Source organism: Amycolatopsis sp. NPDC114504, assembly GCF_055633595.1.
Window position 1 is genome coordinate 537729 of record NZ_JBVKDU010000001.1, and the last position, 19005, is coordinate 556733.

The window sequence follows — 19005 nt, forward strand, 5'->3', positions numbered from 1 at the left end:
TGACCGGGTCGCGCAGGTACCCGCTGGTCATCGGACGAGCTGGTAGCCCGCGACCCGGACGGCGCTCTCGACGTGCTCGAGGACCAGGGCCGATTCGCTGGTGACGACGACGCGGCCGGCCGGCACGTCGACGTCGACCGCCCGGACGCCGGGCAGCTCGCCGAGCTCTTCGCGGACCGAAGCGGCGCAGTGCCCGCAGGTCATCCCCGTCACCGCGTACGTACTCTGAGTCATCATCGCGCCTTCCGGCCGTGGCCTTCCCGAGATCGGGCAGTGGCCTTGCCGTAACAAGGTCGGCCGGTGGGCTCGGATGGTTCCCGCGAATTTCGCCCAAGATCATCTTCAACCGTTCCGGCCCGGCAGCCGTATCAGCGGGTGTGAGGCCACTGCGTGCGGATGACGACGAAATCACGTCCTGGGCCCGGCTCGCCGGCCGCGGCGACCAGGTCGCGCTGGAGCACTTCGTGCGCGCGACCCAGCCGCACGTCCGGCGGTTCGTGGCGAGCCTGGGCGACGCGCAGACGGCGGACGACCTGGTCCAGGAGACCTACCTGCGGGCGCTGGGCTCGTTGAGCCGCTTCAAGGGCGAGTCGTCGGCCCGCACGTGGCTGCTGTCGATCGCCCGCCGCGCGGTCGCCGACCACATCCGCGCGGCTCGCTGCCGCCCGCGCTCGGCGTCCGCGGCCGACTGGCAGACGCTGTCCGAGCGCGACGAGCCGTCGACGCGGTCGCTGCTGGAGGAGCAGGTGGTCCTGGACCAGCTGGTCGGGGCGCTGGACCCCGAGCGGCGGGACGCGTTCGTGCTCACCCAGGCCCTCGGGCTGTCGTACGCGGACGCCGCCCAGGTGTGCGGGTGCCCGATCGGCACGATCCGCTCGCGCGTCGCCCGGGCCCGCGACGACCTCCTCGCCGCGATGGCCGACGCGCCCTCCCGGCGCAGCGCCGTCGTCTGATCCGCGGGAACCGGGCCGGGCTCATGAGCGACTATCTAGGCGTGGACTGCGCACTTTTCCGGGAATCGCTGTCGGCCGCGATGGACGGCGAGACCGGCCCCCTGCCCGAGGCCGAAGTCGACCGCCACCTGCGGAGCTGCGGCGCGTGCCAGGCCTGGCGGGACCAGGCCCAGCGGTTGCGCCGTTCGATGGTGCGCCAGGCGCCCGCGGTGCCGGACCTGACGGCCGCGATCCTCGAGCGAGCACCGCTGCCGTCCCGCGAGAAGTGGGCGGCGCGGGTCGCGCTGGGACTGGTCGGGCTCGTCCAGTCCGGCCTCGGGTTCGCCGAGTTCCTGGTCCCCGCGGACGCGCACGCGGCACACGCGGGGGCGATCCACCTGAGCAACGAGAGCGCGGCGTGGAACCTGGCCCTGGGCATCGGTCTGCTGTGGGCGGCCCTGCGACCCCGGACCGCGGGGGCGCAGTTGCCGCTGGTCGCCGGTTTCGCGCTGGTGCTGGGGGTGGCGTCGGCGATCGACGTGTCCGACGGCCAGGTCGGTGCCGGGCGCCTGCTGACGCACAGTTTGCTGGTCGTGGGGCTGGTGCTGATGTTCGTGGTCCACCGCGAACACCGCCGGCAGCCGGCGCCCGCGCCGTTGAACGCCGACGCGCTGGGGACCGAGGAGGAGGTGCGGCTTCCGTCGCAGGACGCGCCGGCGCCGCTCGCTCCGGTCCGCAGCCGGTTCCCCCGCAGGCCGGCGAGCCGCCACCGCGCGGCCTGACGCCGCCAGCTTCCGCCGCGGCCGGTCGTGAGTGAGAAACAGGGTTAGAACACTGTTTCTCACTCACGACCTACACCATCGCCAGCAGCATCACCGTGGTGCCGAGGCCCATCAGGGCGTCGGCACCCCACCCGGCCGTCCGGACCGGCGGCAACGCGACGCGCACCCCGTCGATCGCCCGGGCCAGGAACGCCACTCCCGCCACGCAGAACGCGATCGCGAGCACCACCGCGACCACCACGACGTCGACCGGCACCCCACCCCCGGCCGACGGCAGCGCCATCGCCATGCCTTCCATCCCCGGCATGTCCATCGTCGTCGCCGCGCCGCTGCCCACCATCGCGCGGGGCATCGCGAGCACCATCCACGCCATCGCCGCCATCATCACCGCGTGGTAGCCCGGGTGCCACCGGTCGCCGTGGGCGGTGCCCCGGAAGACGGCCACCGCGAACCACGCCGCGGCGACGCCGAACAACGCCAGCTGCGGCAGCCGGGCGAAGCTCATCGTGGCCGGCCACACCATCGCGACCATGCCCGCGCACATCGCCGCGTGCAGCACGTCGCCGAAGCGGCTCGTCGCCGGCCCCTGCCGGAAACACCGGTACACGCAGAAAAACCCCGTCGCGACAAAGACAATCGTCAGGATCCACCGCAACCCCGTCGCTTCGATCACGACGCCACCTCCTGACGACGAGCCGCGACGATCAGGTCCACGACGAGGAAACCCAGCAGGGACAAGCCGAACACCGGCAGGTAGTAGCCGACGACCGCGGTCACGACCAGCACGGGCGCGAGCACCCGGCCCGGGATCCGCCGCCAGGTCCCGCGCGACGGCGGACGCCCGGCGCGCGCGTCGCCTCGGGTCGGGCGGCGCAGCCACCACATCCGGTAGCCCCAGACGATCACCGCGATCAGCCCGAGCGCCAGCGCCGTCAGCACGATCTGGTTGGCGACGCCGAACAGCAGGCCCATGTGCGCGTCGATCCCCCACCGCGCCAGCTTCGCCGCCGGCGAGTAGTCGGCGAACGGCAGCGTGTCGGTGATCCGCCCGGTCGCCGGGTCGACGGCCATCGAGTCCGCCTTCGTCGGCCAGTCCCGGCCGACCTGTTGCACCACATAAGCCTTGCCCGGCGCGGACGGCGGGCGGATCTCCACGGGGTCCGCCAGCCCGGCCCGCACCGTCGCCGCGCGCACCGCGTCCACGCCGACGTCCTGACCCGGGGACGCCGGAAGCGCCGTGGACACCGACGGCGTCGTCCAGTCCAGCTGCGAGCGCAGCTCACTGATGCTCGCGCCCGCGTGCTCGGACCACGTCAGCCCGGTGGCCGACAGGACCAGGAGCCCGGCCGCGATCACCAGGCCGGTCGTGCGATGCCACGACAGCAGCCGCCCTCGCGCACTCCGTGACGACTTGCGCTTCCCCAGCCACAGCACCAGCCCGGCCAGCACGACCACCCACAGCCAGCTGGCCGCGAGCTCGCTGTACCACCGGCCGACGTCGCCCAGGTGCAGGCTGCGGTGCAGGGTGTCGACCCAGCCGCGCACCGGCATCGCCTGGCCCGAACCGTAGGTTTCCAGCTGTCCGCGCACCTCCGCGGTGTGCGGGTCGACGAAGACCGTCCAGTGGTAGCTGGCCTCGAGCCCGGGCCGACTGAAGATCACCTGCGTCGCGTCGGTCGGCGTGGGCCCGGGCCGGATGCCGGTCACGGTCCCGTCGGGCACGGCGGCCCGCGCGACGGCGGCCTGCCGCTCCAGCGGAACGACGCCGGGCGCGGCCGGGACGTGCAGTTCGTGGTCGTAGACGGACTGCTCCAGCTGCGGCGTCCAGACGTAGGCCAGCCCCGTCACGGCGGCGACCAGCAGGAACGGCCCGATGAACACCCCGGCGTAGAAGTGCAGGCGCAGCACCAGCGGCCGGATCGCCGCCCAGGTGACCCGCGGTGGTGCCGCCGGCTCGGCCGTGCGCTCGTCGCTCTGGTCGATCGACATCGAGCTCCCTTCTCCTCGAGCGGCGTACCGCTCCAGTAGAAGGTCGGCTGGACCCGGCCATCGGTTCCCGGGAATCCCGGCGCACCGCGTCAAGCCGTTCCACCCGCCGGGCGGAGGCCCGCGACGCCGCGCTCGACGGGATCGTTCACCGCTTCGAAGGTTCGGCGCCGGTCACGCCGACCCGACCGTCCTTTGTGGACTCAGCCGACGATCCGCCAGAACGCTTCCCGTTCCCGGCGCGACAACGGCACTCTCGGCACGTCCGCCGGCCGCGGGACCGGCACGGCCACGCCGGGCTCGAACGGCGGGACCGGCGGCACCAGCACCCACCCGAAGCCGGTGAACGCCCGGGTCAGCGCGTCGATCATCCGCTTCATCGTGCACCCCTTCCGCCGTCCGGACATTGTCGGCCCCGCGGGCCCGCCGGCCCAGTGCGTCCACATCCTGAAAGCAGGTGCGCGGCGGCCCGGGCACCGGATAGCTGTGGAGCCATGACTTCTCGCAGCCTGCACGTCGCGGTGGAGATCGACGGCGCCGACCCGCTCGCCGACGTCGTCACCGCCGCCGAACGCGGTGGCTTCACGTTCGTCACCTTCGACGACTCCCCCGCCGGTGGCCGGCGGGCCGAGGCGACCACCCGCGCCGCCTACGTCTCGACGCTGACCGACCGGATCGGGCTCGCGCCGGCCGCGAACGTCACCACCGCCGAGCCGTTCCACCTGGCCGCCCAGCTGGCGAGCCTCGACCACGCTTCGCACGGGCGCGCCGCCTGGGTCGTCGGCGCCGACAGCTCGGCCGAAGCGCTGGCCACCGTCGGCGGGTCGCGGCTCGACCCGGACGCACTGCACCACGAAGTCGCCGAAGTCGTCGAGGTCGTGCGGCGGCTGTGGGACTCCTGGGACGACGACGCCGTCATCAAGGACGTCGCCACCGGGCGCTACCTCGACCCGGACAAGGTGCACCACGTCGACTTCACCGGCACGCGGTTCTCGGTCAAGGGCCCGCTGATCACGCCCCGGCCGCCGCAGGGCAGGCCCGTCGTGCTGGCCGACGGCTCGCTGGCCGAAGCCGCCCGCCCGGACATCGTCCTCGTCGGCGGCACCGGCCTCGACGACGTCCGCACCCGCGCCCGGCAGGCCCGCGAGACCGGCACTCCGCTCGTCTTCGCGGAGGTCGAGGTCGTTCTCGGCGCCGCCGAGCGCCGGCCACCCGGGGATCGCCTGCGCTACACCGGATCCGCACCCGGCCTGACCGAGCTGCTGGGCTGGCTGGCCACCAGCGTCGACGGCGTCCGGCTGCACCCCGCGGATCTCGCCGCCGACCTGCCGGTGCTGACCGGCGAGGTGCTGCCCGCGCTGCGCACCGAAGGTCTGCTCGGCTCGCCGGAACCGGGCGCCACCTTGCGCGCTTCGCTCGGCCTCGCCCGTCCGGTGAGCCTGTTCGCGACCGGCGGTGCCGCATGAGCGCGCGGCTGCACCTGGGCGTGTTCTACACCGGCGTCGGCCCGCACTACCTGTGGGACGACCCGTCGAACGCGGCGCACACCGAGATCGAGACCTACGTCTCCGTCGCGCGGACGCTCGAACGCGGCCTGTTCGACGCCTTCTTCCTCGGCGAAGGGCTGCGGGTGCGGGAGAACCGCGGCCGCGTGCACGCCCTCGACGTCGCCGGCCGCCCGGACGCGATCACCCAGCTGAGCGCGCTGGCCGGCGCGACGACCCGGATCGGGCTGGTCGCCACGCAGAACACGACGTACAACTTCCCCGCCGACCTCGCCCGCCGGCTGTCCTCTTTGGACTATCTTTCCGGCGGGCGGGCGGGCTGGAACATCGTCACCACCGACAACGCCTGGACGGGCGCCAACTTCCGGCGCGGCGGCTGGCTGGCGCACGAACGCCGCTACGAGCGCGCCGAGCAGTTCGTCGAGGCCGCGCTGGCGCTGTGGTCCGACCGCGGGCCGGTCGCGCGGCACACCGACCTGGTGAACCTGCGCGCGACGCCGACGGTGCCGCCGAGTCCCCAGGGCCGGCCGGTGCTGTTCCAGGCCGGGGACTCCCCCGGCGGCCGCGAACTGGCGGCGAAGTACGCGGACGTCGTCTTCTCCGCGAACACCGCCTACGACAAGGCCGTCGCCTACGCCGAGGACCTGCGCGCCCGGCTCGCGCGCCACGGCCGGCCCGCCGACGCGGTGCGGATCCTGCCCGGCGCGACCGTCGTCCTGGGCGACACCCCGGCCGACGCGGCCGAGCGGGCCGAGGACATCCGGCGCCGCCAGATCACGCCCCAGCGCGCGCTGGCGTTCCTCGAGCAGTACTGGGGCCAGGACCTCTCGGCGTACGACCCGCACGGCCCGCTGCCGGACGTCGAGCCGGCCGACGGGGAGCTCGACCCGTCACGCGGGACGGTCTCGATCGAGGACCGGACGGGCAAGTCCGACCGGATCCGGCGGTGGCGGGAGCTGGCCGAGGCGAAGAACCTGTCGATCCACCAGCTCGTCCTCGAGGTGCAACCCCGTCAGCACGGCTTCGTCGGGACGCCGGGGCAGGTCGCCGACGCATGGGCGCGGTACGTGCGCACCCGGGCGGTGGACGGGTTCAACCTCAGCCCGCACCTGGTGCCGGCCGCGCTGGACGACGTCGTCGACCGGCTGGTGCCGGAGCTGCAGGACCGCGGCGTCTACCGGACGGAGTACGAGGGCACGACCCTGCGGGAGCACCTCGACCTGCCGTGACCGCTACTTCTCGTGGAGCTCGATCGCGTTCCCCGCGGGGTCGGCGAGGAAGGACTGGCGCGCGGCGCCGACGGGGACGGGATCGCTGACGTCGAACCCCTCGCCCCGCAGCCGCCGGACCTCCGCGTCGAGGTCGTCGACGAGCACGGCGAAGTGCTGCCCCCGCGCGGGACCCGGTTCCCCGACGACGAGGTGGACCTGCTGGCCCCCGACGTCCAGCCAGGCACCGGGGCGGAGGTTGCCGGGGCGGCCGGTGGAGAGCCGGAAGCCCAGCGCGCGGGTGTAGAAGCCGACGGCCTGGTCGAGGTCGTCGACGACGACCGCCACGTGGTGGATCGCTGGCATAGCGGGGTTTCCGTTCTTCCCGGCCGGTACTCTTTCGTGCACCATATATCGCTTGCCGGTGGACCCGGGGTACCGCAGACTGGGCGGCCGCTGAGCGAATGGGTGGTGGTTCATGCTCGATGTGATCATTGCCGGTTGCGGACCGACCGGTGCCATGCTGGCCGCGGAACTGCGGCTGCACGACGTGCGGGTCCTCGTCGTGGAGAAGGAGCCCGAGCCGGTTTCGTCGTTCGTCCGCGTGGTGAGCCTGCACGTGCGCAGCCTCGAGCTGATGGCGATGCGCGGACTGCTGGATCGCCTGCTCGCACACGGAAGACAGCGTCCGGTCGGCGGTGTCTTCGCGGCCATCCCGAGACCCGCGCCCGAGGGCTTGGATTCCGCCTACCAGCTGGGCATCCCGCAGCCGGTCGTCGACCGTCTGCTCGGTGAGCACGCGCTCGACCTGGGCGCGCAGATCCGGCGCGGCAGCGCGGTGACCGGGTTCGAGCAGGACGCCGAGGGAGTGACCGTCGAGCTGGCCGACGGCGAGCGGCTGCGCGCGCGGTACCTCGTCGGCTGCGACGGCGCGCGCAGTGCGGTGCGCAAGCTCCTCGGCGTCGGCTTCCCCGGTGAGCCTTCGCGGACCGACACACTGATGGGCGAGCTGGAAGTGGGGGCGTCGCCGGCGGAGATCGCGGCCAAGACGGCCGAAGTCCACGAGACCGACAAGATGTTCAGCCTCCGGCCTTTCGGCGAAAGGGTCTACCGCGTGGTCGTCCGCGCCGAGGGAGTCAGCAAGGAGCCGCCCACGATCGAGGACTTCAAGCAGCAGCTGCGCGCCACTGCCGGCACCGACTTCGGCGTGCACTCCCCGCGCTGGCTGTCCCGCTTCGGCGACGCCACCCGGCTGGCCGAGCGGTACCGGACCGGGCGGGTCCTGCTGGCCGGCGACGCGGCCCACATCCACCCGCCCGCCGGCGGCCAGGGGTTGAACCTGGGCGTCCAGGACGCGGTCAACCTGGGCTGGAAGCTGGCCGCGCACATCAGCGGCCGGGCACCGGAAGACTTGCTGGACACGTACCACGCCGAACGTCATCCGGTCGCCGAAGACGTCCTGAACAACACGCGGGCCCAGGTGGAGCTGAGTGCTGCCGGGCCGGGCCCGCGGGCTGTGCGCAGGCTCCTGACCGAGCTGATGGACATCGACGAGGTGAACCGGCACCTGATCGAGAAGATCACCGCGCTGGGCATCCGTTACGACTTCGGCCCGGGGCCCGACCTGCTCGGCCGCCGCCTGCGCGACCTCGACCTGAAACAGGGTCGGCTCTACGACCAGCTGCGCGAGGGCCGCGGACTGGTGCTGGACCGTACGGAGCGGCTGGCGGTCAAGGGCTGGTCGGACCGGGTGGACCTCATCGCGGACCCGACGGCGGCGTTGGACGTCCCGGCGGTGTTGGTCCGCCCTGACGGCTACGTCGCCTGGATCGGCGAGGATCAAGAGGGGCTGAACGGCCAGCTGGCTCGCTGGTTCGGCGAGCCTGACGGCTGATCCACCGCTGGGCCACCACTAGCTCTCCGCGGGGCGAGGCAGCCGGATTCTGATCGGACCTCGCCACTCGCCGTCCGGGTCGAGTGGCCGGCCGCGCTGGGTCAGCTGCACCCGGCCCGCGCGGGCCAGCTCGCGAGCCACCTCCCGCGCCTCCGGCAGCAGGGGACGCCACTCCTCAGCCACCGCTCGCGCCGCGTCCGACGGGCACGTGCTGCTCTCCGCGCCGCGCCCCGTGGCCAGGGCCAGCACCGCCGCCCGCAGCCGGTCCGCGGCGCTCCCCGCGGTCAGCGCCACGGCGGCCTCCTCCGTGCCCGGACCACCGCCCGCGCGGATTCGCTCCAACTCCCGTCGTGGCGCCGATCGCACAGCGTCCGACCCTAGTGCGTCTCCGTGGAATACCCGCCGTCGATCGCGAACGTCGCACCCGTGATGTTGCCGGCCACCCGGTCGCTCGCCAGGAACGCCGCCAGGTTCGCGACCTCCGACGGTTGCGTGAAACGGCCCGTGACCGCGTGCGAGGCCGCTTCCTCCGCGACCGCCTCGGGGTTCGCGCCCGTGCTCGCCGCGATCGTTTCGGCGACGCCGCCGCTGCCGAGCCACAGCCGGGTCGCCACCGGGCCCGGGTTGATCGCGTTGGCGCGGATGCCGTGCGGGCCGAACTCCTTCGACACCGACTTCGTGAAGTTGACCAGCGCCGCCTTCGCCGCGCTGTAGTCGATGACGCCGGGGTCGGGCAGGCTCGCGTTGATCGAGGCGATCGTGACGACGCTGCCGCGGCCGGCCGTCACCATCGCCGGCAGCACCGCCCGCGTGGCCCGGATCGCGCTGAGGAGGTTCAACGTCAGCGACCGGGTCCACTCGTCGTCGGTGACCAGCAGGAAGCCGTTCGGCCTCGGCGTGACCGCGCCGACGTTGTTGACCAGGACGTCGATCCGGCCGAACTCCGTCAGCGCCAGCTCCGCGAGCCGCCCCGGCCCCTCGGCGGTGCCGAGGTCGACGGCCAGGGTGTGCGCCTTCCCGGCCCGGGCGAGGGCCTCCAGATCCGGCCCCGGGTCGCGGGCGCCGGCGACGACGTGGGCCCCCTCGGCGGCCAGGGTTTCGGCGACGGCCAGGCCGATCCCCCGGCTCGCGCCGGTGACGACGGCGACCGCGCCGTCCAGTCCGAGATCCACCCGCCTAGATCCCGTGCTCGCGCAGCCAGCCGAGCACGGCGTCGGCGACCTCGCGCCAGCCGCTGTCGATGGTGAGTGAGTGGCCGCGGCCCTCGAACTGCTTCAGTTCGGTGACGGCGGTGGAGTCCCGGTACTGCTTGAGCGTCGAGCGGGTGACGACGTCCGGGACGGTGTGGTCCGCGGTGCCGGAGATCAGCAGGAGCGGGCCGCGGTCCTCGCGGTGGGTGTCGACCTTCGCCTCGGAGTGCATCACGAAGTTGGCGGCCGCGGCCTGGAACAGCGGCCGGGCCGGCGACGGGATCGTCCAGCGCCGGAAGAGCTCCGAGGACTCCTCGTCCGACAGCGCGTTGCCGAAGCCGAACCGGAACTCCTTCTCGGTCAGCGAAACGGCCCGGTGCAGGTTGGCGGGGTTGCCCAGCGCCGGCAGCCCGGCGCGCAGCTGCGCCAGCGGCAGCGGCAGGACGCCCTTGATCTGGGCTGGGTCGATGGCGACGCCGGCCAGGCCGATGCCCCGGCCCAGCAGCTTCTCGGTGATCAGGCCACCGAACGAGTGGCCGATGATCACCGGCGGCCGGCCGAGGCCGGCGATGATCGAGGCGTAGTGGCCGGTGGCGTCGTCGATCCCGATGTCCGCGACGGCGTCGGGGTTGTCCCTGGCCTGTTCGACGGTTTCGGGCTCGTGCGGCCAGCCCGGGGCGACCGGCTCGTACCCGGCCGCCCGGAAGTGCTCGATCCAGGGCGTCCACGAGGTGGCGTGCAGCCACAGTCCGTGGATGAACACGACAGGGGTGCGGCCCGGCTCGGCCATCGGATCCTCCAGTTCGCGGGGGCTTTCCCCCAAGCCAACACGACCCGCGGCCCCCGCGTCCAAGACCTGTCGGGTCCGCATCGATAGCCGTGGTGGCATCGTTGACGCACTGCCTCACTCCCTTCGCGCCGGAAGGCCCGCATGGACCTCGACCTCAGGCTGGTGCGGTACTTCGTCACCGTCGCCGACGAGCTGCACTTCGGGCGGGCCGCCACCAGGCTGTTCATCAGCCAGCCGACGCTGTCCAAGCAGATCCGCCGGCTCGAAGCCGACGTCGGCGCGCCCCTGCTGGTGCGCGACAGCCGCCACGTCGCGCTGACCCCGCGCGGCGAGCGGTTCCTGCAGCTCGCCCGGCAGCTGCTGGCCACCGCCGACCAGATGCTGCGCGAACCCGCGCCGGACCACCTGCGGGTCGCCCACATCTTCGAGCTGGACACCAGCCGGGTGGTCGCCGACGCCTTCCTCGCCGCCCACCCCGGGGTCCGGCTCGTGCAGAGCCAGATGGACAGCGCCCGCCAGCTCACCGCGCTGCTCGAGGACCACCTCGACGTCGCGATCATCCGCGTCACCAGCGGCCTCAAGGCCGAATACCCGGCCGGGTGGCGGCACGCCCTGCTGCGGCTCGAGCCGTTCTGGCTGGTCGGCAGGCCCGGCGACCCGAGCCGGCCGGCCGCGTCGCTGCACGAGCGGTCCCTCGAGGTCTTCGCGGACGGCCCGGGCACGGCGCTGTACAACGTGCACGGCCGGTACCTGAGCTCCTGGGAGCAGCACACCGGCGTCGCCCTGCGCTGGCTGGGCAACCCCGGCACGTTCGACAACTGCCACGCCGCCGTCAGCCGCGCGCGGGACAGCGCTTACCTGCTCGAGTTCGACAGCTACGCCCGCCGCTACGCCGACCGCGGCCTCCCGGTCCACCGGCCCCGCGAGCTGCAGCCGGTCTACCCGTGGTCGCTGGCCTGGCGGGACGGCGAGCCACCGGAGACCGTCCGGGCCTACCTGCGGATCGCGCGGGAGACCGCCGGGCAGCGCGGCTGGCTCCACCCCGAGCACGCGGACACCGCTCCGCTGTGGGTCCCGCCGGAAGACCTCACGACCGCCTAGCTCAGAGCTCCCCCGCGCGCTCGTACAGCGCCCGCACGGGGTCGGTGAACGCGGCGCCGCTGAGGTCCGTGGTCACGCCGTCCTCGGTCATCGTTCCCCGGCTCGTGACGCTGAAGATCGTCCCCCGGCCCGTGGCGGGGTCGAAGTCCCGCAGCCACGGGCCGCCGCTGGAGCCGCCGGCGAGGTCGCAGCCGGTGTTCCACGTCGTCGTGACCGAGTTGGACTCGAGCGTGGCGGGCCGGGCGCAGGAGAACAACGCCTCGCCGCCGGCCGCCTTCGAGACCGGGTAGCCGAGCATGGTGGTGTCCACAGGGGACGGTGGCCGCTCGAACGAGACGTCCTGGGTGCCCGCGACGTCGGCGGCGTGGTGCCCGTCGACCGGGTCCAGGGCGAGCACGGCGTCGTCGTCGGTCCCGCTCGTCGGGCCCGAATAGGTGCTCGACCAGGCGAAAGCCCGGACCGGGAACACCCCGTGCGGCGCCTTCCCGTGGTCGTAGCCCGGGACGAACACGACGTTGACGATCTTGATCGGGTGGTCGAACCGGTCCAGGCCGCCGTTGACGCAGTGCCCGGCGGTCAGCGCGACGTCCTTGGTGGCGCTGGGAACCACGGTCGCGGTGCAGGACTCGTCGACGCCGGGTACGGCGGTGAAGAACAGCCGCCCGACGCCCGCCGGCACCGCCCCCGGCCATTCCCGGCCGATCTTCTCGGCCGGCGGCAGCCAGTCGGCGCCGACCCACTGCCGCATCCGCTCCGGCGTCCAGTGGGCCAGCGCGGCGGCGCGGTCCGCCGCGCTCACCCGAGTCACCACCTGGTCGCCGGCCGCGTCCGCCGGCGCGGCCACCGCCGTGGCGCCGATGGCGACCAGCAGGGCCAGAACGAGACGCCGCTTCGTGAAGATCATGAACGGTGGACGGTTCAGCCGACGGGGAGGTTGCCCGCGACCACGATGACGTGCAGGGTCCGCGGCCCGTGCACGCCCTCCACCCGGGTCAGCTCGATGTCGCTGGTCGCGCTCGGACCGCTGATCCACGTCTGCGGCCGCGCCGGGTCCAGCGCGGCCACCGCTTCCGACACCCCGGCCACGATCCGGTCTTCCGGCAGCACGCAGACGTGCACGTCCGGCACCAGGCTCAGCGCCCGCCGGCCCTGGCCGGGGCCGTGGTCGAGCACGATGGTCCCGGTCGTCGCGATGCCCAGCGCGGCCGTGGTGACAACCGCGTCGGCCTTGGTCAGCCCGGCCGGCGAGGCGGCCACGCCGATGTCGAACGGAAAGCCTTCCGGCACCAGCACTTCCCGCGCCGGCCCCAAGGCCGAGCGGATGGCGTCCGGCACCTCGGCGAAAGTGCAGCGGGTGAGCGCCGCGCGGTAGTCGACCACGCGCTCGGCGAAGAGCTCGACGTCCGCGGCGGCGCCGGACCGGTAGCCGCGCGGGACCGCCGCTTCCGTCCGGTCCGCGTCCCGCAGCGCGCCGCGGACCGCCGCCAGGATGTCCTCGCGTGCCGTCATCGCCGCCGCCACCAGGCGCGGAACGACTCCCGCGGCGGGGCCGGGAGGTCGCGGGCGGTCGTCCACAGCGAACCGGGCCACGGCAGGCGGGACAGTCCGCGACGGCCACCCGGCAGCACGCGGCGGCCGAAGCGGTGCGCGAGGCCGAGGCCGCGTTCGGCGAGCCCCAGCCGCCGGGCGTCGGACAGCACCCACGACGCCGATTTCATCGCCACCGCCTCGGGTTTCGGTGCTCCGCCGCGATGCGCGTCGACCACCTGGGACCGCAGGTGCACCAGGACCTCGGGGATGTCGATGCGTACCGGGCACGCCTCGAAGCAGGCGCCGCAGAGGCTGGACGCGTACGGCAGGGAGTCGGTCTGTTCGTCGACGCCGACGCCCTTGAGCAGCGGGTTGAGGATCGCGCCGATCGGACCGGGGTAGACCGAGCCGTAGGCGTGCCCGCCGGTCCGCTCGTACACCGGGCAGACGTTGAGGCACGCCGAGCAGCGGATGCAGCGCAGCGCCTGCCGGCCGACCTCGTCGGCGAGCGCGCGCGTGCGGCCGTTGTCGAGCAGCACGACGTGCGTCTCCCGCGGCCCGTCGCCGGGCGTGACACCCGACCACGTCGAGGTGTACGGGTTCATCCGCTCCCCCGTGCTGGAGCGCGGCAGGAGCTGGAGGAACACGTCCAGGTCGGACCACGTGGGCACGACCTTTTCGATGCCCACCACCGAAACGAGCACCTCGGGCAGCGTCAGGCACATGCGGCCGTTGCCCTCGGACTCGACGACCACGAGCGTGCCGCTCTCGGCGACGGCGAAGTTCGCGCCGGAGAAGGCCATCTTCGCCCGCAGGAACTTCTCCCGCAGGTGCAGCCGGGCCGCGCCGGCGAGCTCGGCCGGGTCGTCGGTGAGCCCGTCGGGCGCCGGACGGCCCGCCGCGGCCATCTCGCGGCGGAAGATCTCCCGGATCTCCGCGCGGTTGCGGTGGATCGCCGGCACGAGGATGTGGCTGGGCAGGTCGTCGCCCAGCTGCACGATGAGCTCGGCGAGGTCGGTTTCCCACGCGGTGACGCCGTGTTCGGCGAGGGCCTCGTTGAGCCCGATCTCCTGCGTCGCCATGGACTTGACCTTGACGACCTCGTCGACGCCGTGGTCGCGCGCGATGCGGGCGACGATGTCGCAGGCCTCCCGGGCGTCGCGGGCCCAGTGGACGGTCGCTCCCCCGGCCCGCAGGGCGGCTTCGAGCGTCAGCAGGTGCTCGTCGAGGCGGCGCAGGGTGTTGTCCTTGATCGCCGCGCCCGCCAGGCGCAGCTCTTCCCACTCGGCCACCTCGCCGACGACGGCCGCGCGCTTGGCGCGGATCGTGCCGGTGGCGTGGGCGAGGTTGCGACGCAGCTGCGTGTCGGCAAGCGCTTCCCGGGCCGCCGATGGGAACGCGGGCATGCCGACGAACGTGGCGCTCACGCGTCCCCCTCGGTCGAAGCCAGCACGTCGGCCAGGTGCAGCACGCGGACGCCGGAGCGCTGCCGCGACAGCAGGCCGCCGATGTGCAGCAGGCACGAGTTGTCGCCAGCGACGAGCACCTCGGCGCCGGTGTCCTGGACGTGCCGCGCCTTGTCCGAGCCCATCGCGGTCGACGTCTCGGCGTTCTTGAGCGCGAAGGTGCCGCCGAAGCCGCAGCACTCGTCGGCCCGGGGCAGCTCGACCAGGTCCAGCCCGCGCACTTTGCGCAGCAGCTTCAACGGCTTGTCGCCGACGCCGAGCATGCGCAGCGAATGGCAGGTCGGGTGGTAGGTGACGCGGTGCGGGAAGTAGGCGTCCACGTCGGTCACGCCGAGGACGTCGACGAGGAACTCGCTCAGCTCGTAGACCTTCGGCCCGCTCTCGGCCAGCCGGGGATCACCGGCTCGGCGCGCGACCAGGCCGTGCTGGTGACGCGCCGAGCCCGCGCAGGAACCGGACGGCGTGACGATGTAGTCGTAGCCGGCGAACGCCCGCGCGAAGGCGCGGCCACGGGCACGGCCTCGTCGAGGTAGCCGGTGTTGACCATCGGCTGGCCGCAGCACGTCTGCGCCTCGGGGAAGTCCGCGTCCACGCCGAGGCGGCGCAGCAACCGGAACACCGCCTTGCCCGTGTCCGGGAAGAGCGAGTCGTTGATGCAGGTGACGAGCACGGCGACCTTCATGCGTGCCCTCCGGATCGAAACGTTTCAACATTGCGTGCGGCGACGCTACTACGTGCTCGTCGGACAAGTCAACGCGCTGATTTCTACGTTTCAATAGGTCACGGGCGACCGAGCACCGCGGCCGCGAACCCGGCGGCCTCGGCGAGCGCGACGAGGTCGCCGGCCCGGGCGGCCGGCAGGAGCACGAGCGGGTAGCAGTCGGACTCGATGTCGAGGACGGCGAGCGCGGTGCCGGTGCCGCGCAGCCGCTCCCCCGCCAACTCGAGGAACTCGTACGTCGGCAGGTCGCTCTCCCCCAGTGACACCCACAGCTCGTCCGCGCCCGGCGCGGAGCGCAACGCCCGCAGCTGACCCGCGATCTCGTCGGGCGCTTCCTTCCAGTCGACTTCGGCCAGCAGGCCGTGGTCGGCGAGCGCGTCCACCAGCGCGATCCACGGCAGCCCTGGGAAGGGCTCGTCGATGCCGCGGTCGTCGAGCCGGTCGGCGTGCTCCACCAGGTAGGCGGCGGGGTCGTCGTGGGCGGCCGCCGCACGGGCGGGCACCCGCGGGGCGTCGGGCGCCAGCAGGGTGGCCACCGCCACGAGCGCGTCGCGAGCCGGTGTGGTCATCGATGTCCTCCAGGGGTGCTCGGCCGCGGAGATGATCGCACGCCGCCGAACCACCGGACCCGCTGACCGGGACCTCACCGGTTCAGACCAATTTCACCCGAGCTTGATCGAGCAAGATCCCGCGGCGCTACCGGACCGACCCGATCACGGGTGATCCTGTCGGTTCCCCGCCCCGGATCGACCGAGGGATGTGGCCATGAAGGTCTCCCGGTTCCTCTGCCTCGCCACCGTTTTCGCGCTCCTGACCGCACTCGTCGCACCGGCCGCCGAAGCGGGGCAGACCGCGTTGCGTGCGGCCGATCCCAGCGTGCTGCGGGTCGGCTCCACCTACGTCGCCGTGCAGTCGTCCGGGGGTGGGATCGTGGCGCGGCAGGCCACGTCACCCGACGGCCTGGCCGGTGCGCCCGCCCGGCGGATCTGGTCGGACAGCCGCGGCCGCGGCGAGGTGTGGGCGCCGGAGATCGTCACCGACGGCGGCCGGTTCTACGTCTACTTCTCGGCCGGAACCGGTGCGGCGCACCGGATGTACGTGATCAGCTCCGCCGTCGCCGACAGCGGCTACACGGCCGAGACCCAGCTCGCGCTGCCCGACGGCAAGTGGGCCATCGACGGCACGCTGTTCACCTTCGGCGGGCAGCGGTGGTTCGTCTGGTCGGGCTGGGCCGGCGACACCAACGTCGAGCAGAACCTCTACCTCGCGCGGATGAGCAGCCCGACGACCCCGACCGGCGCGCGGTACGTCATCTCCCAGCCGCGCGAGAGCTGGGAACGCGTGGTGGGCAACCCGTTCATCAACGAGGCTCCCTCGGTGATCAAGGACCCCGGCGGGCAGCTGCACATCGTCTACTCGGCCAACGGCAGCTGGAGCGACCAGTACTGCCTCGCCGAGGTCCGGCTGCGCGCCGGCGGCGACCCGACGTACGTCTGGGACTGGTACAAGTCGAACGGCTGCCTGTTCGGCTCGCACCGCGAGACGATGATGGCCGGCTGGGACCCGACGCTGTACGTCGACGGGCCGGGCAGCCACAGCTTCGTCCTGCTGAACGGCGACATCGCGACCAGCCCGCCCGCCGGGCCGAAGTTCCCGCTGATGTTCCACGCCGTCCCCAAGGGCACGCCGTACTCGTGGGCCAACCGCTACTGGTACACGGGGACGTTCTGCTGGTGGGGTTCGACGACGTACCGCCGCGCCAACGTCCCCGGCGCGAACACCGACACCGGCTGGAGCCTCAAGTTCTTCGAGTGAGCGGGCTCACCGGCGCGCGCTCAGGCCGTCGAGGATGAGGGCCAGCATCGACGGCGACCGGTCCTCCGGCCCCGACGCGGCCCGCCAGAGCGCGCCGGTGAGCTGCAGGAAGTCGCGGGGGTCGGCGTCGGCGCGGATGGTGCCGTCGCCCTTGCCGGCGTCGAGCAGCCGCGTGATGGCGGCGATGACCGGGCCGTAGGTCTGCTCGCTGATCGCCTGGTGCGCGCCGGGGCTGAGCGCGTCGCCGAGGCCGTGCTTCTTCCGCATGGCGGCCACCAGGTCGACCGTCCACTGCCGCAGCGCCTCCAGCGGGGCCAGCTCGGCGAGCAGGTCCGGGACGGACGCGATGAGCCGGTCGACTTCGTTCTGGTAGATGGCCAGCACGAGGGCCTCACGGGTCGGGAAGTTGCGGTACAGCGTGCCGGGCCCGACGCCGGCGAGCTGCGCGATCCGGTTCATCGAGACGTCGCTGCCCTCGGCGAAGGCCTCGCGCGCGACCTCCAGGATGCGAGCCCGGTTTTCCCGCGCGTCCGAGCGAACCATGTGCCGTCCTTGCTATCCGGAGAAGTCTCCACTAACGTATGTGGAGAGCTCTCCGGAAGCTTAGACGAGCGGCGCACGCGACGCCAACTCCCACTCCCATCCTTGTGAGGTTCAACCATGGCTGAAGTACTGGTCACCGGCGGCTCGGGCTACATCGGCAGCTGGTGCGTGCTCGCACTGCTGGCCGACGGGCACACGGTCCGCACCACGGTGCGCGACCTGAAGAAGGAGCCCGAGGTGCGGGCGATGCTGAGCGCCGGCGGGGCGCCCGAGGACGCGAAGCTCACCGTCCTGCGGGCGGACCTGCAGCAGGACGCCGGCTGGCGCGAGGCGGTGGAAGGCTGCGACTACGTGCTGCACGTCGCATCCCCGACGCTCACCAGCGTGCCCAAGAACGACGACGAGATGGTCGTGCCCGCCCGCGACGGCGTCCTGCGCGTGCTGCGGGCCGCGCGCGAGGCCGGGGTGAAGCGGGTCGTGCTGACCTCGGCGTTCGGGGCGATCGGCATGGGGCACCCCGAGAAGTCACGGGTGTTCACCGAAGCCGACTGGTCCGATGTGGACGCCGGGATCCCGCCGTACCAGAAGTCCAAGACCCTGGCCGAGAAAGCCGCGTGGCAGTTCATCGCCGAGCACGGCGGGATCGAGCTGGCCGTCGTGAACCCCGTCGGCGTGTTCGGGCCGGTGCTGGGCTCCGACTACTCGCCGTCGCTGGGCCTGATCCGGCGGATGCTGACCGGGGAGATGCCCGCGCTGCCGAAGTTCGGCATGGGGTACGTGGACGTCCGCGACGTCGCGGACCTGCACCTGCGGGCGATGACCGACCCCGCCGCGGCGGGCGAGCGGTTCCTCGCGATCTCCGGCCACAGCCTGTGGGTGCGCGAGATCGCGGCGATCCTGCGCGACCGCCTCGGCGACCGGGCATCGAAGGTACCCACGCGCGAACTGCCGGTGTGGACGGCACGAGCGCTCGCGCGCATCAACCCCGGAATGCGCATCCTCGGCCCTCAGCTCGGCCGCGACTACGACGCCACTTCGGAGAAGGCCCAGCGGATGCTGGGCTGGTCACCGCGGCCGATCGGAGACACCATCGCCGAGACCGCGGAGAGCCTGCTCGCCCTCGACGCCGCGACGGTCTGACGGCCGCGCCGGGCTCAGCCCGCGACCTTCGACGGGCGCACCGAAGTGCTCCTGCGGACCACCATCGGCGCGGGCGACTACGCGCTGATGCGCGTGCCGGGCCTGCTGGCACGGGCCCACGTCGCCGAGGCCCGCGCCGACTCCGCCGGCGTGCTGCGCGCGCTGTACCCGCTGCCCGGCCGGCGCCGGGTGCCGGCACCGACGAGCCCGGCCACTGGCCGTGGCCGGACATGTACGCCCAGGCCCTCGTCGTGCTCGGCCGCCTCGACGAAGCCGGCGACTTCCTCGCCCCGCACGAGAAACTGGCCGCCAGACGCGACCACGTCTCGGCCCGGGCCCGGCTCGGAGCGGTCCGCTCGCGAACGGAGCTCACAGCCCGGCACACCCCTTCGGAGGACTGAC

Annotated in this window: 22 protein-coding genes and 1 pseudogene; 9 read left to right on the forward strand and 14 right to left on the reverse strand. The window is 73.1% G+C overall.

What is annotated here, in order from left to right; all coding sequences use genetic code 11:
* Positions 1–27: 27 nt before the first annotated feature.
* Positions 28–234, reverse strand: a complete 207-nt coding sequence (locus ACZ7PG_RS02590; protein WP_470237328.1) for a heavy-metal-associated domain-containing protein — start codon at positions 232–234, stop codon at positions 28–30.
* A gap of 143 nt (positions 235–377) precedes the next feature.
* Between ACZ7PG_RS02590 and ACZ7PG_RS02595 the strand changes: the two genes are divergently transcribed.
* Complete coding sequence (locus ACZ7PG_RS02595) at positions 378–953, forward strand: sigma-70 family RNA polymerase sigma factor (protein WP_470237329.1); 576 nt, start codon at positions 378–380, stop codon at positions 951–953.
* Between the two features lie 41 nt (positions 954–994).
* The gene (locus ACZ7PG_RS02600) at positions 995–1714 is read left to right on the forward strand and encodes a zf-HC2 domain-containing protein (RefSeq protein ID WP_470237330.1); all 720 of its coding nucleotides are present in this window, start codon (positions 995–997) and stop codon (positions 1712–1714) included.
* A gap of 70 nt (positions 1715–1784) precedes the next feature.
* Here ACZ7PG_RS02600 and ACZ7PG_RS02605 read toward each other — a convergent pair whose 3' ends face one another.
* From ACZ7PG_RS02605 to ACZ7PG_RS02615, 3 genes are all read right to left on the reverse strand, one after another.
* Positions 1785–2387: a DUF5134 domain-containing protein gene (locus tag ACZ7PG_RS02605; protein ID WP_470237331.1), complete on the reverse strand. Its 603-nt coding sequence runs from the start codon at positions 2385–2387 to the stop codon at positions 1785–1787.
* A complete protein-coding gene (locus ACZ7PG_RS02610) occupies positions 2384–3703 on the reverse strand; it encodes a PepSY-associated TM helix domain-containing protein (protein ID WP_470237332.1) in 1320 nt (439 codons plus the stop codon). Before ACZ7PG_RS02610 ends, ACZ7PG_RS02605 begins: the two co-directional genes overlap by 4 nt.
* Before the next feature lie 200 nt (positions 3704–3903).
* The gene (locus tag ACZ7PG_RS02615) at positions 3904–4080 is read right to left on the reverse strand and encodes a hypothetical protein (RefSeq protein ID WP_470237333.1); all 177 of its coding nucleotides are present in this window, start codon (positions 4078–4080) and stop codon (positions 3904–3906) included.
* A gap of 114 nt (positions 4081–4194) precedes the next feature.
* On the opposite strand from ACZ7PG_RS02615, the gene ACZ7PG_RS02620 reads away from it, so the two are divergent.
* On the forward strand, positions 4195–5166 hold the full coding sequence (locus tag ACZ7PG_RS02620) for an LLM class flavin-dependent oxidoreductase (protein ID WP_470237334.1): 972 nt from the start codon (positions 4195–4197) through the stop codon (positions 5164–5166).
* Positions 5163–6434 carry an LLM class flavin-dependent oxidoreductase gene (locus ACZ7PG_RS02625; protein WP_470237335.1) on the forward strand — a complete coding sequence of 424 codons (1272 nt, stop codon included), beginning with the start codon at positions 5163–5165 and terminating at the stop codon, positions 6432–6434. Before ACZ7PG_RS02620 ends, ACZ7PG_RS02625 begins: the two co-directional genes overlap by 4 nt.
* Before the next feature lie 3 nt (positions 6435–6437).
* On the opposite strand, the gene ACZ7PG_RS02630 is transcribed toward ACZ7PG_RS02625, so the two are convergent.
* Positions 6438–6779: a VOC family protein gene (locus tag ACZ7PG_RS02630; protein ID WP_470237336.1), complete on the reverse strand. Its 342-nt coding sequence runs from the start codon at positions 6777–6779 to the stop codon at positions 6438–6440.
* Between the two features lie 112 nt (positions 6780–6891).
* Between ACZ7PG_RS02630 and ACZ7PG_RS02635 the strand changes: the two genes are divergently transcribed.
* Positions 6892–8307, forward strand: coding sequence for an FAD-dependent monooxygenase (locus ACZ7PG_RS02635; RefSeq protein WP_470237337.1), 1416 nt, complete (start codon positions 6892–6894; stop codon positions 8305–8307).
* An 18-nt stretch (positions 8308–8325) separates the two neighbouring features.
* On the opposite strand, the gene ACZ7PG_RS02640 is transcribed toward ACZ7PG_RS02635, so the two are convergent.
* The 3 genes from ACZ7PG_RS02640 to ACZ7PG_RS02650 form a co-directional block, all read right to left on the reverse strand.
* Positions 8326–8601: a DUF3253 domain-containing protein gene (locus ACZ7PG_RS02640; RefSeq protein WP_470237338.1), complete on the reverse strand. Its 276-nt coding sequence runs from the start codon at positions 8599–8601 to the stop codon at positions 8326–8328.
* Positions 8602–8684: 83 nt separating this feature from the next.
* Positions 8685–9479, reverse strand: coding sequence for an SDR family NAD(P)-dependent oxidoreductase (locus ACZ7PG_RS02645; RefSeq protein ID WP_470237339.1), 795 nt, complete (start codon positions 9477–9479; stop codon positions 8685–8687).
* 4 nt (positions 9480–9483) lie between these two features.
* Positions 9484–10287, reverse strand: coding sequence for an alpha/beta hydrolase (locus ACZ7PG_RS02650; protein ID WP_470237340.1), 804 nt, complete (start codon positions 10285–10287; stop codon positions 9484–9486).
* A 141-nt stretch (positions 10288–10428) separates the two neighbouring features.
* Between ACZ7PG_RS02650 and ACZ7PG_RS02655 the strand changes: the two genes are divergently transcribed.
* On the forward strand, positions 10429–11388 hold the full coding sequence (locus ACZ7PG_RS02655; protein WP_470237341.1) for a LysR family transcriptional regulator: 960 nt from the start codon (positions 10429–10431) through the stop codon (positions 11386–11388).
* Position 11389: 1 nt separating this feature from the next.
* Here ACZ7PG_RS02655 and ACZ7PG_RS02660 read toward each other — a convergent pair whose 3' ends face one another.
* The 5 genes and pseudogenes from ACZ7PG_RS02660 to ACZ7PG_RS02680 all read right to left on the reverse strand — a co-directional run bounded on the left by ACZ7PG_RS02660 (position 11390) and on the right by ACZ7PG_RS02680 (position 15674).
* Positions 11390–12292: a trypsin-like serine peptidase gene (locus tag ACZ7PG_RS02660; RefSeq protein WP_470237342.1), complete on the reverse strand. Its 903-nt coding sequence runs from the start codon at positions 12290–12292 to the stop codon at positions 11390–11392.
* A 14-nt stretch (positions 12293–12306) separates the two neighbouring features.
* Positions 12307–12897, reverse strand: coding sequence for a LutC/YkgG family protein (locus ACZ7PG_RS02665; protein ID WP_470237343.1), 591 nt, complete (start codon positions 12895–12897; stop codon positions 12307–12309).
* The gene (locus ACZ7PG_RS02670) at positions 12894–14324 is read right to left on the reverse strand and encodes a lactate utilization protein B (protein ID WP_470238985.1); all 1431 of its coding nucleotides are present in this window, start codon (positions 14322–14324) and stop codon (positions 12894–12896) included. The genes ACZ7PG_RS02665 and ACZ7PG_RS02670 overlap by 4 nt, the downstream gene beginning before the upstream one ends.
* 17 nt (positions 14325–14341) lie before the next feature.
* Positions 14342–15066, reverse strand: a pseudogene (locus ACZ7PG_RS02675) ((Fe-S)-binding protein).
* 98 nt (positions 15067–15164) lie between these two features.
* Entirely contained in the window at positions 15165–15674 is a 510-nt protein-coding gene (locus tag ACZ7PG_RS02680; RefSeq protein WP_470237344.1) for a DUF6630 family protein, read from the reverse strand.
* Between the two features lie 196 nt (positions 15675–15870).
* On the opposite strand from ACZ7PG_RS02680, the gene ACZ7PG_RS02685 reads away from it, so the two are divergent.
* Positions 15871–16920 (forward strand): glycoside hydrolase family 43 protein, encoded by a 1050-nt coding sequence (locus ACZ7PG_RS02685; RefSeq protein WP_470237345.1) that lies wholly within the window; start codon positions 15871–15873, stop codon positions 16918–16920.
* 6 nt (positions 16921–16926) lie between these two features.
* On the opposite strand, the gene ACZ7PG_RS02690 is transcribed toward ACZ7PG_RS02685, so the two are convergent.
* A complete protein-coding gene (locus tag ACZ7PG_RS02690; protein ID WP_470237346.1) occupies positions 16927–17463 on the reverse strand; it encodes a TetR/AcrR family transcriptional regulator in 537 nt (178 codons plus the stop codon).
* A gap of 117 nt (positions 17464–17580) precedes the next feature.
* Between ACZ7PG_RS02690 and ACZ7PG_RS02695 the strand changes: the two genes are divergently transcribed.
* Both ACZ7PG_RS02695 and ACZ7PG_RS02700 read left to right on the forward strand, forming a co-directional pair.
* Positions 17581–18603 carry an SDR family oxidoreductase gene (locus ACZ7PG_RS02695; protein ID WP_470237347.1) on the forward strand — a complete coding sequence of 341 codons (1023 nt, stop codon included), beginning with the start codon at positions 17581–17583 and terminating at the stop codon, positions 18601–18603.
* Between the two features lie 230 nt (positions 18604–18833).
* Complete coding sequence (locus ACZ7PG_RS02700) at positions 18834–19004, forward strand: hypothetical protein (protein WP_470237348.1); 171 nt, start codon at positions 18834–18836, stop codon at positions 19002–19004.
* The last annotated feature ends 1 nt before the right edge of the window (position 19005 follow it).

What these genes read in the sequence shown, in the direction of transcription:
- ACZ7PG_RS02590 (WP_470237328.1), bottom strand. Translation starts at nt 234, where the DNA reads ATGACTCAGAGTACGTACGCGGTGACGGGGATGACCTGCGGGCACTGC.
- ACZ7PG_RS02610 (WP_470237332.1), bottom strand. Translation starts at nt 3,703, where the DNA reads ATGTCGATCGACCAGAGCGACGAGCGCACGGCCGAGCCGGCGGCACCA.
- ACZ7PG_RS02615 (WP_470237333.1), bottom strand. Translation starts at nt 4,080, where the DNA reads ATGAAGCGGATGATCGACGCGCTGACCCGGGCGTTCACCGGCTTCGGG.
- ACZ7PG_RS02620 (WP_470237334.1), top strand. Translation starts at nt 4,195, where the DNA reads ATGACTTCTCGCAGCCTGCACGTCGCGGTGGAGATCGACGGCGCCGAC.
- ACZ7PG_RS02625 (WP_470237335.1), top strand. Translation starts at nt 5,163, where the DNA reads ATGAGCGCGCGGCTGCACCTGGGCGTGTTCTACACCGGCGTCGGCCCG.
- ACZ7PG_RS02630 (WP_470237336.1), bottom strand. Translation starts at nt 6,779, where the DNA reads ATGCCAGCGATCCACCACGTGGCGGTCGTCGTCGACGACCTCGACCAG.
- ACZ7PG_RS02635 (WP_470237337.1), top strand. Translation starts at nt 6,892, where the DNA reads ATGCTCGATGTGATCATTGCCGGTTGCGGACCGACCGGTGCCATGCTG.
- ACZ7PG_RS02650 (WP_470237340.1), bottom strand. Translation starts at nt 10,287, where the DNA reads ATGGCCGAGCCGGGCCGCACCCCTGTCGTGTTCATCCACGGACTGTGG.
- ACZ7PG_RS02655 (WP_470237341.1), top strand. Translation starts at nt 10,429, where the DNA reads ATGGACCTCGACCTCAGGCTGGTGCGGTACTTCGTCACCGTCGCCGAC.
- ACZ7PG_RS02660 (WP_470237342.1), bottom strand. Translation starts at nt 12,292, where the DNA reads ATGATCTTCACGAAGCGGCGTCTCGTTCTGGCCCTGCTGGTCGCCATC.
- ACZ7PG_RS02665 (WP_470237343.1), bottom strand. Translation starts at nt 12,897, where the DNA reads ATGACGGCACGCGAGGACATCCTGGCGGCGGTCCGCGGCGCGCTGCGG.
- ACZ7PG_RS02670 (WP_470238985.1), bottom strand. Translation starts at nt 14,324, where the DNA reads ATGCCCGCGTTCCCATCGGCGGCCCGGGAAGCGCTTGCCGACACGCAG.
- ACZ7PG_RS02680 (WP_470237344.1), bottom strand. Translation starts at nt 15,674, where the DNA reads ATGACCACACCGGCTCGCGACGCGCTCGTGGCGGTGGCCACCCTGCTG.
- ACZ7PG_RS02685 (WP_470237345.1), top strand. Translation starts at nt 15,871, where the DNA reads ATGAAGGTCTCCCGGTTCCTCTGCCTCGCCACCGTTTTCGCGCTCCTG.
- ACZ7PG_RS02690 (WP_470237346.1), bottom strand. Translation starts at nt 17,463, where the DNA reads ATGGTTCGCTCGGACGCGCGGGAAAACCGGGCTCGCATCCTGGAGGTC.
- ACZ7PG_RS02695 (WP_470237347.1), top strand. Translation starts at nt 17,581, where the DNA reads ATGGCTGAAGTACTGGTCACCGGCGGCTCGGGCTACATCGGCAGCTGG.
- ACZ7PG_RS02700 (WP_470237348.1), top strand. Translation starts at nt 18,834, where the DNA reads ATGTACGCCCAGGCCCTCGTCGTGCTCGGCCGCCTCGACGAAGCCGGC.